Origin of the sequence: Pseudomonas sp. dw_612, assembly GCF_018449725.1 — a bacterium.
Classification (GTDB): Bacteria; Pseudomonadota; Gammaproteobacteria; order Pseudomonadales; family Pseudomonadaceae; genus Aquipseudomonas.
In genome coordinates this window covers 62,877-76,745 of the sequence record NZ_JAAVVC010000014.1, presented here as the reverse complement: position 1 = coordinate 76,745, position 13,869 = coordinate 62,877, and the positions used below count along the sequence as shown (strand labels likewise).

The 13,869-nt window shown below is 59.2% G+C and carries 14 protein-coding genes; 8 read left to right on the top strand and 6 right to left on the bottom strand.

Going from position 1 to position 13,869, the window contains the following annotated elements:
• Window positions 1-7 precede the first annotated feature (7 nt).
• The 8 genes from nuoI (at window position 8) to HB680_RS20695 (ending at window position 7,285) form a co-directional block, all read left to right on the top strand.
• On the top strand, window positions 8-556 hold the full coding sequence (nuoI, locus tag HB680_RS20730) for an NADH-quinone oxidoreductase subunit NuoI (protein WP_027925108.1): 549 nt from the start codon (window positions 8-10) through the stop codon (window positions 554-556).
• 9 nt (window positions 557-565) lie between these two features.
• Complete coding sequence (gene nuoJ, locus HB680_RS20725) at window positions 566-1,069, top strand: NADH-quinone oxidoreductase subunit J (RefSeq protein ID WP_133838687.1); 504 nt, start codon at window positions 566-568, stop codon at window positions 1,067-1,069.
• Window positions 1,070-1,071: 2 nt separating this feature from the next.
• A complete protein-coding gene (gene nuoK, locus HB680_RS20720) occupies window positions 1,072-1,380 on the top strand; it encodes an NADH-quinone oxidoreductase subunit NuoK (protein ID WP_133838688.1) in 309 nt (102 codons plus the stop codon).
• Window positions 1,377-3,230, top strand: a complete 1,854-nt coding sequence (nuoL, locus tag HB680_RS20715; protein WP_213940368.1) for an NADH-quinone oxidoreductase subunit L — start codon at window positions 1,377-1,379, stop codon at window positions 3,228-3,230. Before nuoK ends, nuoL begins: the two co-directional genes overlap by 4 nt.
• 40 nt (window positions 3,231-3,270) lie before the next feature.
• On the top strand, window positions 3,271-4,803 hold the full coding sequence (gene nuoM / locus HB680_RS20710) for an NADH-quinone oxidoreductase subunit M (protein ID WP_213940367.1): 1,533 nt from the start codon (window positions 3,271-3,273) through the stop codon (window positions 4,801-4,803).
• Window positions 4,804-4,810: 7 nt separating this feature from the next.
• A complete protein-coding gene (gene nuoN / locus HB680_RS20705) occupies window positions 4,811-6,274 on the top strand; it encodes an NADH-quinone oxidoreductase subunit NuoN (RefSeq protein WP_054053690.1) in 1,464 nt (487 codons plus the stop codon).
• Window positions 6,275-6,479: 205 nt separating this feature from the next.
• Window positions 6,480-6,911, top strand: coding sequence for a type II toxin-antitoxin system Phd/YefM family antitoxin (locus tag HB680_RS32895; protein ID WP_256735591.1), 432 nt, complete (start codon window positions 6,480-6,482; stop codon window positions 6,909-6,911).
• The gene (locus HB680_RS20695; protein WP_213940366.1) at window positions 6,908-7,285 is read left to right on the top strand and encodes a type II toxin-antitoxin system VapC family toxin; all 378 of its coding nucleotides are present in this window, start codon (window positions 6,908-6,910) and stop codon (window positions 7,283-7,285) included. Before HB680_RS32895 ends, HB680_RS20695 begins: the two co-directional genes overlap by 4 nt.
• A gap of 219 nt (window positions 7,286-7,504) precedes the next feature.
• Here the strand turns inward: HB680_RS20695 and HB680_RS20690 are convergent, their stop codons facing one another.
• From HB680_RS20690 to HB680_RS20665, 6 genes are read right to left on the bottom strand one after another with little or no spacing between them, the layout of a single operon-like run.
• Window positions 7,505-9,247, bottom strand: a complete 1,743-nt coding sequence (locus HB680_RS20690) for an ABC transporter substrate-binding protein (protein ID WP_213940365.1) — start codon at window positions 9,245-9,247, stop codon at window positions 7,505-7,507.
• A 46-nt stretch (window positions 9,248-9,293) separates the two neighbouring features.
• A complete protein-coding gene (locus tag HB680_RS20685) occupies window positions 9,294-9,566 on the bottom strand; it encodes a DUF2160 domain-containing protein (protein WP_054053694.1) in 273 nt (90 codons plus the stop codon).
• Window positions 9,567-9,576: 10 nt separating this feature from the next.
• Entirely contained in the window at window positions 9,577-10,377 is an 801-nt protein-coding gene (locus tag HB680_RS20680) for a carbohydrate ABC transporter permease (protein ID WP_046047472.1), read from the bottom strand.
• A gap of 8 nt (window positions 10,378-10,385) precedes the next feature.
• Complete coding sequence (locus tag HB680_RS20675) at window positions 10,386-11,252, bottom strand: sugar ABC transporter permease (protein WP_163913756.1); 867 nt, start codon at window positions 11,250-11,252, stop codon at window positions 10,386-10,388.
• On the bottom strand, window positions 11,249-12,346 hold the full coding sequence (locus tag HB680_RS20670; protein ID WP_213940364.1) for an ABC transporter ATP-binding protein: 1,098 nt from the start codon (window positions 12,344-12,346) through the stop codon (window positions 11,249-11,251). The genes HB680_RS20675 and HB680_RS20670 overlap by 4 nt, the downstream gene beginning before the upstream one ends.
• On the bottom strand, window positions 12,346-13,440 hold the full coding sequence (locus tag HB680_RS20665) for an ABC transporter ATP-binding protein (protein WP_133838695.1): 1,095 nt from the start codon (window positions 13,438-13,440) through the stop codon (window positions 12,346-12,348). The genes HB680_RS20670 and HB680_RS20665 overlap by 1 nt, the downstream gene beginning before the upstream one ends.
• Window positions 13,441-13,869: the final 429 nt, after the last annotated feature.

Here is a 13,869-nt window from a genome sequence, read left to right as displayed (position 1 = left end):
ATAGAGAATCATGAAGTACATATTTGACATCGTGCATGGCTTCTTCACCCAGCTTCGCAGCCTGGTGATGATCTTCGGCCATGCCTTCCGCAAGCGCGACACGCTGCAGTACCCGGAAGAAGCCGTGTACCTGCCGCCGCGCTACCGTGGCCGTATCGTCCTGACCCGCGACCCTGATGGCGAAGAGCGTTGTGTTGCCTGCAACCTGTGCGCCGTGGCGTGCCCGGTCGGTTGCATCTCGCTGCAGAAAGCCGAAACCGAAGACGGTCGCTGGTACCCGGACTTCTTCCGCATCAACTTCTCGCGCTGCATCTTTTGCGGCCTCTGCGAGGAAGCCTGCCCGACCACCGCGATCCAGCTCACACCGGATTTCGAGATGGCCGAGTTCAAACGTCAGGACCTGGTTTACGAGAAAGAAGATCTGCTGATCTCCGGCCCCGGCAAAAACCCTGATTACAACTTCTATCGTGTTGCAGGTATGGCGATTGCCGGGAAGCCGAAAGGCTCCGCGCAGAACGAAGCCCAGCCGATCAACGTGAAGAGCTTGCTGCCTTAAGGAAGAAAGATGGAATTCGCTTTCTATTTCGCATCGGGTATCGCGGTTGTGGCCACGCTTCGCGTGATCACCAACACCAACCCTGTGCACGCCCTGCTCTACCTGATCATTTCGCTGATTGCCGTGGCGATGACCTTCTTCGCCCTCGGCGCGCCGTTCGCCGGTGTGCTGGAAGTGATCGCCTACGCCGGCGCCATCATGGTGCTGTTCGTGTTCGTGGTGATGATGCTCAACCTCGGTCCTGCCTCGGTTCAGCAGGAGCGCGTCTGGCTCAAGCCCGGCATCTGGCTCGGCCCGGTCGTTCTCGGCGCCCTGCTGCTGGCTGAACTGCTGTACGTCTTGTTCAGCCACTCCAGCGGTCAGGCCGTCGGCCACACCACCGTAGACGCGAAGGCCGTGGGCATCAGCCTGTTCGGTCCGTACCTGCTGGTGGTCGAACTCGCCTCGATGTTGCTGCTCGCCGCAGCCGTCACGGCGTTCCACTTGGGCCGCAACGAAGCCAAGGAGCAATGACGATGCCTGCTATCCCTATGGAGCATGGTCTGGCGGTCGCCGGCATCCTGTTCTGCCTCGGTCTGGTCGGCCTGATGGTCCGGCGCAACATTCTCTTCGTGCTGATGAGCCTGGAGGTCATGATGAATGCCTCCGCGTTGGCGTTCATCGTTGCCGGTAGCCGCTGGGGTCAGCCGGATGGACAGATCATGTTCATCCTGGTGATCAGCCTGGCAGCCGCCGAGGCCAGTATTGGCCTGGCGATTCTGTTGCAGCTGTATCGCCGCTTCCACACTCTCGATATCGACGCTGCCAGCGAGATGCGCGGATGAATCTTCTCTATCTGACTTTCGTATTCCCCCTCATAGGTTTCCTGCTGCTGTCGTTCTCACGCGGCCGCTTCTCGGAAAACCTGTCGGCGCTGATTGGCGTCGGTTCCATCGGCCTGTCGGCGATTGTCGCGGCTTACGTGATCTGGCAATTCAACGTCGCCCCGCCGGAAGGCGGTCACTACACGCAAGTGTTGTGGCAGTGGATGGCCGTTGAAGGCTTCACGCCGAACTTCGCGCTGTACCTGGATGGCCTGTCGGTCACCATGCTCGGTGTGGTCGTTGGCGTCGGCTTCCTGATCCACCTGTTTGCATCGTGGTACATGCGCGGTGAAGACGGTTACTCGCGCTTCTTTGCCTACACCAACCTGTTTATCGCCAGCATGCTGTTCCTGATCCTGGGCGATAACCTGTTGTTCCTGTACTTCGGCTGGGAAGGCGTGGGCCTGTGCTCGTACCTGTTGATCGGTTTCTACTACAGCAACCGCAACAACGGTAACGCGGCACTCAAGGCGTTCATCGTGACCCGCATCGGTGACGTGTTCATGGCCATCGGCCTGTTCATCCTGTTCCAACAGTTGGGCACGCTGAACATCCAGGAACTGCTGGTCAAGGCACCGGGGCACTTCAAGGTCGGCGACTTCTGGATCGTCTTGGCGACCCTGATGCTGCTGGGCGGCGCTGTCGGTAAATCCGCGCAACTGCCGCTGCAAACCTGGCTGGCGGATGCGATGGCCGGTCCGACCCCGGTTTCGGCACTGATCCACGCCGCAACCATGGTGACCGCAGGCGTTTACCTGATCGCCCGTACTCACGGCTTGTTCGCCCTGGCGCCGGATATCCTGCACCTGGTCGGCGTCGTCGGCGGTGTGACCCTGGTTCTGGCGGGTTTCGCGGCACTGGTTCAAACCGACATCAAACGTATCCTCGCCTACTCGACCATGAGCCAGATCGGCTACATGTTCCTGGCGCTGGGCGTTGGTGCCTGGGAAGGCGCGATCTTCCACCTGATGACCCACGCCTTCTTCAAGGCGCTGCTGTTCCTGGCGTCCGGTGCGGTGATCGTTGCCTGCCACCACGAGCAGAACATCTTCAAGATGGGCGGCCTGTGGAAGAAACTGCCACTGGCCTACACCAGCTTCATCGTCGGCGGCGCGGCCCTTTCGGCCCTGCCACTGGTCACCGCAGGCTTCTACTCCAAGGACGAAATCCTCTGGGAAGCGTTTGCCAGCGGCAACCACGGTCTGCTGTATGCAGGTCTGGTCGGCGCGTTCATGACTTCGCTGTACACCTTCCGCCTGATCTTCATCGCGTTCCACGGTGAAGCGAAGACCGAAGCCCACGCCGGTCACGGCATCGCTCACTGGCTGCCCCTGTCGGTGCTGATCGTGCTGTCGACCTTCGTCGGCGCCATGATCGTGCCACCGCTGCACGGCGTGTTGCCAGAGAGCGTCGGCCATGCCGGCGGCGAAGCCAAGCACAGTCTGGAAATCGCGTCGGGCGCCATCGCCCTGGCCGGTATCCTGCTGGCCGCGATGCTGTTCCTCGGCAAGCGTCGTTTCGTCACTGCAATCGCCAACAGCGGCATCGGCCGCTTCCTTTCGGCCTGGTGGTTCGCTGCCTGGGGCTTCGACTGGATCTACGACAAACTGTTCGTCAAGCCATACCTTGCGATCAGCCACGCACTGCGCAGAGACCCGCTCGATCAGACCATCGGTTTGATCCCGCGTATGGCCAAAGGCGGCCACACCGCCCTGAGCCGTACCGAAACCGGTCAACTGCGTTGGTACGCGGCCTCGATGGCAGCCGGCTCCGTGCTGGTCATCGGCGCCATCGTGCTGGTAGCGGTCTGAATATGAACCTTGCGAACTTGCGAAAGGAATTGAGCCCGTCATGATTCTGCCTTGGCTAATCCTGATCCCCTTCATCGGCGGCCTGCTGTGCTGGATGGGTGAGCGCTTCGGCGCTACCCTCCCCCGCTGGATTGCGCTGTTGACCATGACCCTGGAACTCGCACTCGGCCTCTGGCTGTGGGCCCACGGTAATTATTCATTTGCGCCGGCCCCTGGCGCCGATCCGACCTGGGTGCTTGAGTTCAAGCACATCTGGATCCAGCGCTTCGGCATCAGCGTGCACCTGGCCCTCGACGGCCTGTCGCTGTTGATGATCCTGCTGACCGGCCTGCTGGGTATCCTCTCGGTACTCTGCTCGTGGAAAGAGATCCAGCGTCACGTCGGCTTCTTCCACTTGAACCTGATGTGGATCCTGGGCGGTGTCGTCGGCGTGTTCCTCGCCCTCGACCTGTTCATGTTCTTCTTCTTCTGGGAAATGATGCTGGTGCCGATGTACTTCCTCATCGCGCTCTGGGGTCACAGTTCTTCGGACGGCAAGAAAACCCGGATCTACGCGGCGACCAAGTTCTTCATCTTCACCCAGGCTTCCGGCCTGATCATGTTGGTGGCGATCCTGGGCCTGGTACTGGTCAACTTCAACAGCACTGGCGTGATTACCTTCAACTACGCCGACCTGCTGAAAACCAAGATGTCACTCACCACCGAGTACATCCTGATGCTCGGCTTTTTCATCGCTTTCGCGGTGAAACTGCCGGTCGTGCCGTTCCACTCCTGGTTGCCTGATGCTCACGCCCAGGCGCCGACAGCAGGTTCGGTCGACCTGGCCGGTATCTTGTTGAAGACAGCGGCCTACGGTCTGTTGCGTTTCGCCCTGCCGCTGTTCCCGAATGCCTCGGCCGAGTTCGCGCCGATCGCCATGACCCTAGGTCTGATCGGGATCTTCTACGGTGCGTTCCTGGCCTTCGCCCAAACGGACATCAAGCGTCTGATCGCCTACTCCTCCGTTTCCCACATGGGTTTCGTGTTGATCGGCATCTATTCCGGCAGCCAACTGGCGCTGCAAGGCGCCGTGATGCAGATGCTGGCGCACGGTCTGTCGGCTGCGGCACTGTTTATCCTCAGTGGTCAGTTGTACGAACGCACCCACACCCGCGACATGCGTGAAATGGGTGGCCTGTGGTCGAAGATCGCTTACCTGCCGGCCATCAGCCTGTTCTTCGCCGCTGCGTCCCTGGGCTTGCCGGGTACCGGTAACTTCGTCGGTGAGTTCCTGATCCTGATCGGCACCTTCGCCGCTGCTCCGTGGATTACCGCGATTGCAACGACGGGCCTGGTGTTCGGTTCGGTCTACTCGCTGATCATGATCCACCGTGCCTACTTCGGCCCGTCCAAGTCGGACGCAGTGCTGCATGGCATGGATGGTCGCGAACTGATCATGGTGCTCGGCCTGGCGGCGCTGCTGATTTACATCGGCGTGTACCCGCAGCCGTTCCTCGACACTTCTGCCGCAACGATGCATGGCGTGCAGCAGTGGCTCGGTACCGCTTTCACTCAACTCGCTTCGGCCCGGTAAGAGCGCTATGGAATTCACGACTCAACACTTTATCGCGCTCGCGCCACTGTTGATCACCACCGCCACGATCATCGTGGTGATGCTGGCCATCGCCTGGCGCCGCAACCACTCGCAAACCTTCCTGATTTCCGTGGCGGGTTTGAACCTGGCATTGTTGTCGATCCTGCCAGCCTTGAAAGTCGCGCCATTGGCCGTGACCCCACTGCTGCAGATCGATAACTTCGCTTGCTTGTACATGGCGCTGATCCTGGTCGCCACCCTCGCTTGTGTGACACTCGCCCACGCCTACCTCGGCGATGGCGGCTCGGGTTACCCCGGCAACCGCGAAGAACTGTACCTGCTGATCCTGATGGCCGCCGCCGGTGGCCTGGTTCTGGTCAGCGCGCAACACCTGGCCGGGTTGTTCATCGGTCTGGAACTGTTGTCGGTGCCGGTCTACGGTCTGGTGGCGTACGCCTTCTTCAACAAGCGTTCGCTGGAAGCCGGTATCAAGTACATGGTGCTGTCGGCCGCCGGCTCCGCGTTCCTGCTGTTCGGCATGGCCCTGCTCTACGCCGACTCCGGCAGCCTGAGCTTCGTGGGTATCGGTCAAGCCCTCGCGGCCACCGGCCTGCCAAGCTCCCTGGCGCAAATGGGCCTGGGCATGATGCTGATCGGCCTGGCGTTCAAGCTGTCGCTGGTGCCGTTCCACCTCTGGACCCCGGACGTATACGAAGGTGCTCCGGCGCCGGTCGCCGCGTTCCTGGCGACCGCTTCCAAAGTTGCGGTGTTCGCGGTGATGGTGCGTCTGTTCCAGATCTCGCCAGCGGCAAGCAGCGGTGTGCTGAGCGACGTGCTGACTATCATCGCCATCGCGTCGATCCTGTTCGGTAACCTGCTGGCACTGACCCAAAGCAACCTCAAGCGTCTGCTGGGTTACTCGTCCATCGCCCACTTCGGCTACCTGCTGATCGCTCTGGTGGCGAGCAAAGGCCTGGCCGTGGAAGCCATCGGCGTGTACCTGGTCACCTACGTGATCACCAGCCTCGGCGCTTTCGGCGTGATCACCCTGATGTCCTCGCCGTACAACGGCCGTGACGCGGATGCCCTGTACGAATACCGCGGCCTGTTCTGGCGCCGTCCGTACCTGACCGCCGTGCTGACCGTGATGATGCTGTCCCTGGCCGGCATCCCGCTGACCGCGGGCTTCATCGGCAAGTTCTACATCATTGCTACCGGCGTCGAATCGCACCAATGGTGGCTGGTCGGTTCCCTGGTACTGGGCAGCGCCATCGGCGTCTTCTACTACCTGCGCGTGATGGTCACCCTGTATCTGATCGAGCCAAATCTACGTCGCCACGATGCGCAACTGCATTGGGAACAACGTGCAGGCGGCGTAATGCTGCTGGCCATCGCCGCACTGGCGTTCTTCCTGGGTCTGTATCCGCAGCCATTGCTGGTGCTGGTTCAGCAGGCCGGGTTGGCAGGTTGATCACTTAGCGATACTCGCTAGAAAACAGAAACGGCACCTTCGGGTGCCGTTTTTGCGTTTGTAAGATTTGTTACCGCTGCTCTTCCATCCACTCGCAATCGCCGAAAGCTCTCGCTGGATTGTCCGTTTCGTCCTACAGCCAGCATCATGTCCTTGGTCCTATCTTGGATGACTGCTGGACAGAGCAATCAAAAGAGAGCGAATAATGAAACGGGACATTTTTCTTGAGTTAGTAGACGGCTTCGACGCTCTAGCGGCGCAGCGCCAAAGCAAGGTCGCGCACCTACACTACAAAGCGGAACTCACCAATCCTCCGCTCATCTGCACAGAGCAATCATACGACTTTGCAGCTCCAAAATATTCTGGCTATATTTGTCCAGAATATGGGAGAGCAATGATGATCATCGTTCCGCTGGCGGAAGCAAAAAACAATTTATCCAAACTCGTCGATGACGCAGCAGCAGGGCAGATCATCACGATTGCCAAACATGGTCGGGCCCTTGCCCGCTTGGTCCCCATGGACAAGCATTGCGGACAGCGTATCGGAGCGATGAAAGGCAAACTTGTTCTTCCCGAAGACTTCGATGCACCTCTGCCGGACGATATGCTCGATGCTTTTGAAGGCACTCAAGGATGAGGTTATTGCTCGATACTCACATTCTGCTTTGGACACTCGGCGATGATCCGAAGCTCTCTGGCAAGGCCAGAAAACTCATTGAAAACGCGGCCGACATTTATATCAGCGCAGCGACATTCTGGGAGATGTCGATCAAGGTCGGGCTGGGAAAACTGAACGTTGATCTGGAAGAACTACGCCAGTATTGCCTCGACAGTGGGTTCATCGAACTGGCTGTGACCTCGGAACATGCCATTGCAGTGAAAGATCTGGAACATCACCATCGTGATCCCTTTGACCGTCTCATTGTCGCAACGGCCATGACAGAACCTATGAAGCGCCTCACCGCTGACCCGTTAGTTGCCAGGTACACGGATTTGGCTGTACTGGTCTGATCGATCCACCACTCCTCAGCTGAACACTGTATTTGTGAGGTGTTTGATCGGCTCAAGAAATTGGATGTATTAGATGGCCTCTTCTCGAGCAAGCCCGCTACCACAGGGGATCCGTGGACAACCCTGAACTCCTGAGCGGGCTTGCTCGCGAAAGCGGTCTATCTGCCACCAATGAAAACGGCACCTTCCGGTGCCGTTCGCCTTTCACATTACAGCCGCTTACTTACGCGCATCCGCCCACGATTTCAGCAACTCGGTATAGCTCACGGTTTCACCTTTAGGCTTCTCGTTCGCCAACTTAGGCTTCGGCGCCCCCGGCTGATCAAACCAGTACTGCGCATCCCGTTCCGGGTTCATTTTCGGCCCGCACACCGGTTGCACCTTGGAGCGTTCAAGCCGCGTCATGATGGCGTCCTGGTCCTTGGCCAGGCCATCGAGCGCTTGTTGCGGGGTTTTCTCGCCGCTGGCCGCTTCGGCGATGTGGCTCCACCACAATTGCGCCAGACGCGGGTAGTCCGGCACGTTGGTCCCGGTCGGGGTCCACTGCACACGGGCCGGGCTGCGGTAGAACTCCACCAGGCCGCCGAGTTTCGGTGCCAGGTCGGTCATGGCTTGCGAGTTGATGTCCGACTCACGGATCGGCGTCAGGCCAACGATGGTTTTCTTCAGCGAGACGGTTTTCGAGGTCACAAACTGTGCGTAGAGCCAGGCCGCGAGTTTCTGTTTCTCAGGCGTGGACTTCATGAACGTCCAGGAACCCACGTCCTGATACCCCAGCTTCATGCCCTCCTCCCAATACGGGCCACGCGGGGACGGCGCCATGCGCCATTTCGGCGAGCCATCGGTGTTCACCACGGGCAAGCCCGGCTTGGTCATGTCGGCGGTAAACGCGGTGTACCAGAAGATCTGCTGGGCGATGTTGCCCTGGGACGGCACCGGGCCGGATTCGGAGAAGGTCATGCCCGCCGCTTCCGGTGGCGCGTAGGCCTTGAGCCAGTCGACGTATTTCTGCGTCGCATAGACCGCCGCCGGGCCGTTGGTGTCGCCGCCGCGGGTGATGCTGGAACCGACCGGGTGGCAGTCCTCGACACGAATCCCCCACTCGTCCACTGGCAAGCCGTTGGGCAGGCCTTTGTCGCCGGCACCGGCCATGGAGAACCAGGCATCGGTGAAGCGCCAGCCCAGGGACGGGTCTTTCTTGCCGTAGTCCATGTGCCCGTAGATGCGCTTGCCGTCGATTTCCTTGACGTCTTCGCTGAAGAACTTGGCGATATCTTCATAGGCCGACCAGTTCACCGGCACGCCCAATTCGTAACCGTACTTTTCCTTGAACTTGGCTTTCAGCTCCGGACGTTCAAACCAGTCGGCGCGGAACCAGTAGAGGTTGGCGAACTGCTGGTCGGGCAGTTGATAGATCTTGCCGTCCGGCGCAGTGGTGAAGGAAATGCCGATGAAGTCCTTGATGTCCAGGGTCGGCGAGGTGAAGTTCTTGCCTTCGTTGGCCATCAGGTCTGTGATCGATTCGGTCTTGCCGTAGCGGAAATGCGTACCGATCAGGTCCGAGTCGTTGACCCAGCCGTCATAAATGCTTTTGTCCGATTGCATCACGGTCTGCAGCTTTTCCACCACATCGCCTTCTTGCAGCAAGTCGTGGGTGACCTTGATCCCGGTGATTTCGGTAAACGCCTTGGCCAGCACCTTGGACTCATATTCGTGAGTGGTCAGGGTTTCCGAGACGACCTTGATGTCCATCCCGCGAAACGGCTGGGCGGCCTTGATGAACCACTTCAATTCCTCGAGCTGTTGATCGGCCGTCAGGGTGGACGGTTTGAATTCGCTGCCGATCCATTTTTTTGCCGCGTCTTCGTAGGCATCAGCCCAGGCAGATGCGCTCAAACCGCTGAGTGCCAGCATGGCTGCCAATGAAATGCTATGTCGCAGCTTATTGTTTTTATCGAACATAAGACCTCCTGTTTAAGTTTCGGAGCAACTTTGCCGAGCGATTCGACTAGCCCCAACGCATCACAGCCAACAGCCACACCAGGGACAACGCGGACGCGACCCAGATGCTCCAGTCGGTGACGCCGATTACCAGCAAATGCAGGTAGGCGCTGCCGAGAAGACCGATAAACAAGCGATCGCCACGGGTGGTGGCAATCGGCAACAAACCACGACGAAGAATGCTCGGCGAACGCAATTCCCAGGTCGTCATGCCCACCAGGATCAGGCCAATGGCGATGAAGAACGCCGCGGTGGGGGTGGTCCAACTCATCCATTCCATCATCAGCTCCTCAGACCCGACCCAGGGCAAAGCCCTTGGCCACGTGGTTGCGAACAAACCAGATCACCAGCATGCCCGGCAGGATAGTCAACACCCCCGCCGCCGCCAGCACGCCCCAGTCGATGCCGGACGCCGAGACCGTGCGCGTCATCACCGCCGCGATCGGTTTGGCGTTGACCGAGGTCAGCGTCCGCGCCAGCAGCAGCTCGACCCAGGAAAACATGAAGCAGAAAAACGCTGTCACACCGATGCCCGAACCAATCAACGGCACGAAAATCTTCACGAAGAACTTCGGAAAACTGTAGCCATCAATGTAGGCCGTTTCGTCGATTTCCTTGGGCACCCCGGACATGAAGCCTTCGAGGATCCACACCGCCAGCGGCACGTTAAACAGGCAGTGCGCCAGGGCCACGGCGATGTGGGTGTCGAACAAGCCGATCGAGGAGTACAGCTGGAAGAACGGCAACAGGAACACCGCCGGCGGCGCCATGCGGTTGGTCAGCAGCCAGAAGAACAGGTGTTTGTCGCCGAGGAAGCGATAGCGCGAGAACGCGTAAGCCGCCGGCAACGCCACGCTCAGGGAAATCACCGTGTTCAGGCTCACGTAGTACAGCGAGTTGAGATAACCGGTGTACCAACTCGGGTCAGTGAAGATCACCTTGTAGTTGGCGAAGGTGAAATCCTGGGGAAACAGCGTCAGGCCGCTGAGGATTTCGGTGTTGCTCTTGAAGGACATGTTCAACAGCCAGTAGATCGGCACCAGCAGGAACAGGATGTAGATCAGCAACGGAATGAGCTTTCTTTTACTCATGGCAGACCTCAGCGGTTGGCGTCAGAGTGAGTCATGGCGGTATAGAACAGCCAGGACACCAACAGGATGATCAGGAAGTACACCAGCGAGAAAGCCGCCGCCGGGCCGAGGTCGAATTGCCCTACGGCCATCTGGGTCAAGGTCTGACTCAAGAAGGTCGTCGCATTACCCGGCCCGCCTCCCGTGAGCACGAACGGCTCGGTGTAGATCATGAAGCTGTCCATGAAGCGCAACATCACCGCGATCAACAGCACGCTCTTGAGCTTGGGCAACTGGATATGTCGGAAAACTGCCCAGGAAGAGGCCCTATCAATACGCGCCGCCTGGTAGTACACGTCCGGAATCGCGCGCAAACCGGAGAAACACAACAGCGCCACCAACGAAGTCCAGTGCCAGACGTCCATCACCAACACCGTGACCCAGGCGTCCATGGTGTTGGACGCGTAGTTGTAGTTCATGCCCATGGCATTCAGGCTTGATCCGAGCAAACCGATGTCGGCACGGCCGAAGATCTGCCAGATAGTGCCGACCACGTTCCACGGGATCAGCAGCGGAATCGCCAGAATGATCAGCACCAGCGACGACCAGCGCCCCTTGGTCGGCATGGTCAGGGCGATGGCAATGCCCAGCGGGATTTCGATCAGCAACACGCAGCCGGAATAGATGAACTGACGCAACAACGAGTCATGCAAGCGTGGATCGAGCAGCACCTGTTTGTACCAGTCGGCGCCGACGAAGTAGCGGCTGGACTGGTCGAAGATGTCCTGCACCGAATAGTTGACCACGGTCATCATCGGGATCACCGCACTGAACGCCACCAGCAGAAACACTGGCAGGACCAACCACCAGGCCTTGTTGTTCTGCACCTTGTTCATGGCTGTACCTCCAACAGATAGTCGTCCGCATACACCATCAACCACTGCGCCGGAAAACTGATGTACGCCGTGCCTTCGGGCACCGGTTTGTCCTCCGCCAGACGCACTTTCAACGGCATGCCGTCGAGGTTCAGGGTCATGATCTTGTAGGTGCCGAGGTCTTCGATGTGTACGACTTTTGCCTGCATCGCATCATCAAACGGTTCGTCCCACACATGGACGAACTCCGGGCGAATGCCGACCTTCAGGGTTTTCCACTCGGACTCGGCGATGCGTTGCTGCTGAGCCTCAGAAAGCGGCAAGTGCGTCGAGGCGAAACCGACCCCACCGGGCTGCGGCTGCACATCGATCAGGTTCATCCCCGGGCTGCCGATGAAATAGCCGACAAAGGTGTGGCTCGGCCGTTCGAACAATTCCCGTGGCGTGCCGAACTGCACGATCTGCCCGCCGTACATCACCGCGATCTTGTCGGCGAAGGTCGAGGCTTCGAGCTGATCGTGGGTGACGTAGACCATGGTGATGTTGAACTGCTCGTGGATCTGCTTGAGCTTGCGCCGCAGTTTCCACTTCAGATGCGGGTCGATCACCGTCAGCGGCTCATCGAAGAGGATCGCCGAGACGTCATCGCGCACCAGTCCACGGCCCATGGAGACTTTCTGTTTTTCATCGGCGGTGAGGTTGCGCGCCTTTTTGCTCAGCAGTGCCTGGAGATCCAGCACCTCGGCAATTTCCTGCACCTTGCTGTGAATTTTCGCCTCGTTCATGCCCTGGTTTCGCAGGGGGAACGCCAGGTTGTCGAACACCGTCATGGTGTCGTAGACCACCGGGAACTGGAACACCTGGGCGATGTTGCGCTTCTCCGGGGTCAGGTCGTTCACCACTTTGCTGTCGAACAACACCTGGCCCTGGGACGGGCTGAGCAGCCCGGAAATGATGTTGAGCAACGTCGACTTGCCGCAGCCCGACGGCCCGAGCAGCGCGTAGGCACCGCCCTGTTCCCAGACGTGGTCCATCTCGCGAATCGCATAGTCCTCAGGCCCGCTTGGCGTGCGGGTATAGCTGTGGGCGAGGTTTTGCAAACGGATTTCGGCCATCAGGCAACCCTCGCGATACGGCGACCGGGCGCCTGGACCAGCCGCCCCTGCGTATCGAACACAAACAGTTTATGGGTCGGGATATAGATGCGAATCGGCGCATCGACGTCGTATTCGTGGACGCCCGGCAAGTGCAGTACCAACAGGAAATGCTCGTTGCGCACGTGCAGGAAGGTTTCCGAACCGCTGATCTCGGCCACCTCGACGGTCACCGCCAGTTCCAGGTCATCGTCGTTGCTCGGCACCAGGGAGATGTGGCTGGGTCGCACGCCGAAGCGGAACTCGCCCTCGCCCACCGGGCGCAGGTCGACGTTCAACGGGAAGTGCACGAAATTGGCGAAACTCACTTCGTTGCCGGCGATGCGTCCGGGCATCAGGTTGATCGGCGGCTCGGAGAACAACTCTGCCGCCAGCACCGTTTGCGGCTGGTGATACACCTCGGAAGACTTGCCGCTCTGGATCACCCGACCTTCATGCAGAATCGTGGTGGTACCGCCCAGCGCGAGGGCTTCGTTGGGTTCGGTGGTGGCGTAGATGGCGATGGTGTGCCGCGCCTTGAACAGCTCGCGCATTTCCTGGCGCAGCTCTTCGCGCAGTTTGTAGTCGAGGTTGACCAGCGGTTCGTCGAACAGGATCAGCTCGGCATCCTTGACCAGCGCCCGGGCCATGGCCGTGCGTTGTTGCTGGCCGCCGGACAGCTCCAGCGGATGGCGCTGGAGGAATTTCTCGATGCGCAGCATCTTCGCGGTTTCCAGCACTTTGCTCTGGATCAGTTCGTTGGACACACCGCCCTGGCGCAAGGGCGAGGCGATGTTCTCGAACACCGTCATGGTCGGGTAGTTGATGAATTGCTGGTAGACCATCGACACATTGCGCAGGCGCACCGGGCGTTGGGTGACGTCGACGCCGTTCATCAGGATGCGCCCACTGTCGGGCTTGTCCAGACCGGCCATCAAACGCATGAGACTGGTTTTGCCGGACAGCGTGCGCCCGAGCAAAACGTTGAAGGATCCGGGTTCGAAAACAAGGCACGCATCGTCGATCCAGGTCTGGCCCTCGACGGTACGGCTGACGTGCTCCAGGGTTAATGACATGGCTCGGCCTTTTTTATTATTTGGAGTCAAGCGACCGAAGCGATAGAGCGACATTCGTGCCAGAAATCACAAGTGGTTGATCTTGTTTAAAAATCCTCGGAAAGAAGGGAAAACCGCGTTCGTTGCTGAACAGAAATGAACAGTTGTGGCTGAACAACTGAACACTTCGGCGGTTGACAATGAACAATAGTGAACAACACTCTACGGATGCTTTTACTGCGCAAAATCCCGAATTACACACGGCCTTGTAGCAGCTGCCGAAGGCTGCGTCCGGCGACGAAGTCGTCGTAAAATCAAGCGCCACGCTGTGTCAGGATGACCGCGGATACAGGTTTACGACGACTGCGTCGCCGAACGCAGGCTTCGCCAGCTCCTACGGGATTGCATCAGGCTGCAGTAACCCGTGAAAACGAACAATGCGTTTACCCA

Coding starts and splice junctions, on each gene's coding strand:
- HB680_RS20690 (WP_213940365.1), bottom strand. CDS start 9,247: ATGTTCGATAAAAACAATAAGCTGCGACATAGCATTTCATTGGCAGCC.
- nuoJ (WP_133838687.1), top strand. CDS start 566: ATGGAATTCGCTTTCTATTTCGCATCGGGTATCGCGGTTGTGGCCACG.
- nuoL (WP_213940368.1), top strand. CDS start 1,377: ATGAATCTTCTCTATCTGACTTTCGTATTCCCCCTCATAGGTTTCCTG.
- HB680_RS20670 (WP_213940364.1), bottom strand. CDS start 12,346: ATGGCCGAAATCCGTTTGCAAAACCTCGCCCACAGCTATACCCGCACG.
- HB680_RS20695 (WP_213940366.1), top strand. CDS start 6,908: ATGAGGTTATTGCTCGATACTCACATTCTGCTTTGGACACTCGGCGAT.
- nuoM (WP_213940367.1), top strand. CDS start 3,271: ATGATTCTGCCTTGGCTAATCCTGATCCCCTTCATCGGCGGCCTGCTG.
- HB680_RS20685 (WP_054053694.1), bottom strand. CDS start 9,566: ATGGAATGGATGAGTTGGACCACCCCCACCGCGGCGTTCTTCATCGCC.
- HB680_RS20680 (WP_046047472.1), bottom strand. CDS start 10,377: ATGAGTAAAAGAAAGCTCATTCCGTTGCTGATCTACATCCTGTTCCTG.
- nuoK (WP_133838688.1), top strand. CDS start 1,072: ATGCCTGCTATCCCTATGGAGCATGGTCTGGCGGTCGCCGGCATCCTG.
- HB680_RS32895 (WP_256735591.1), top strand. CDS start 6,480: ATGAAACGGGACATTTTTCTTGAGTTAGTAGACGGCTTCGACGCTCTA.
- nuoN (WP_054053690.1), top strand. CDS start 4,811: ATGGAATTCACGACTCAACACTTTATCGCGCTCGCGCCACTGTTGATC.
- HB680_RS20675 (WP_163913756.1), bottom strand. CDS start 11,252: ATGAACAAGGTGCAGAACAACAAGGCCTGGTGGTTGGTCCTGCCAGTG.
- HB680_RS20665 (WP_133838695.1), bottom strand. CDS start 13,440: ATGTCATTAACCCTGGAGCACGTCAGCCGTACCGTCGAGGGCCAGACC.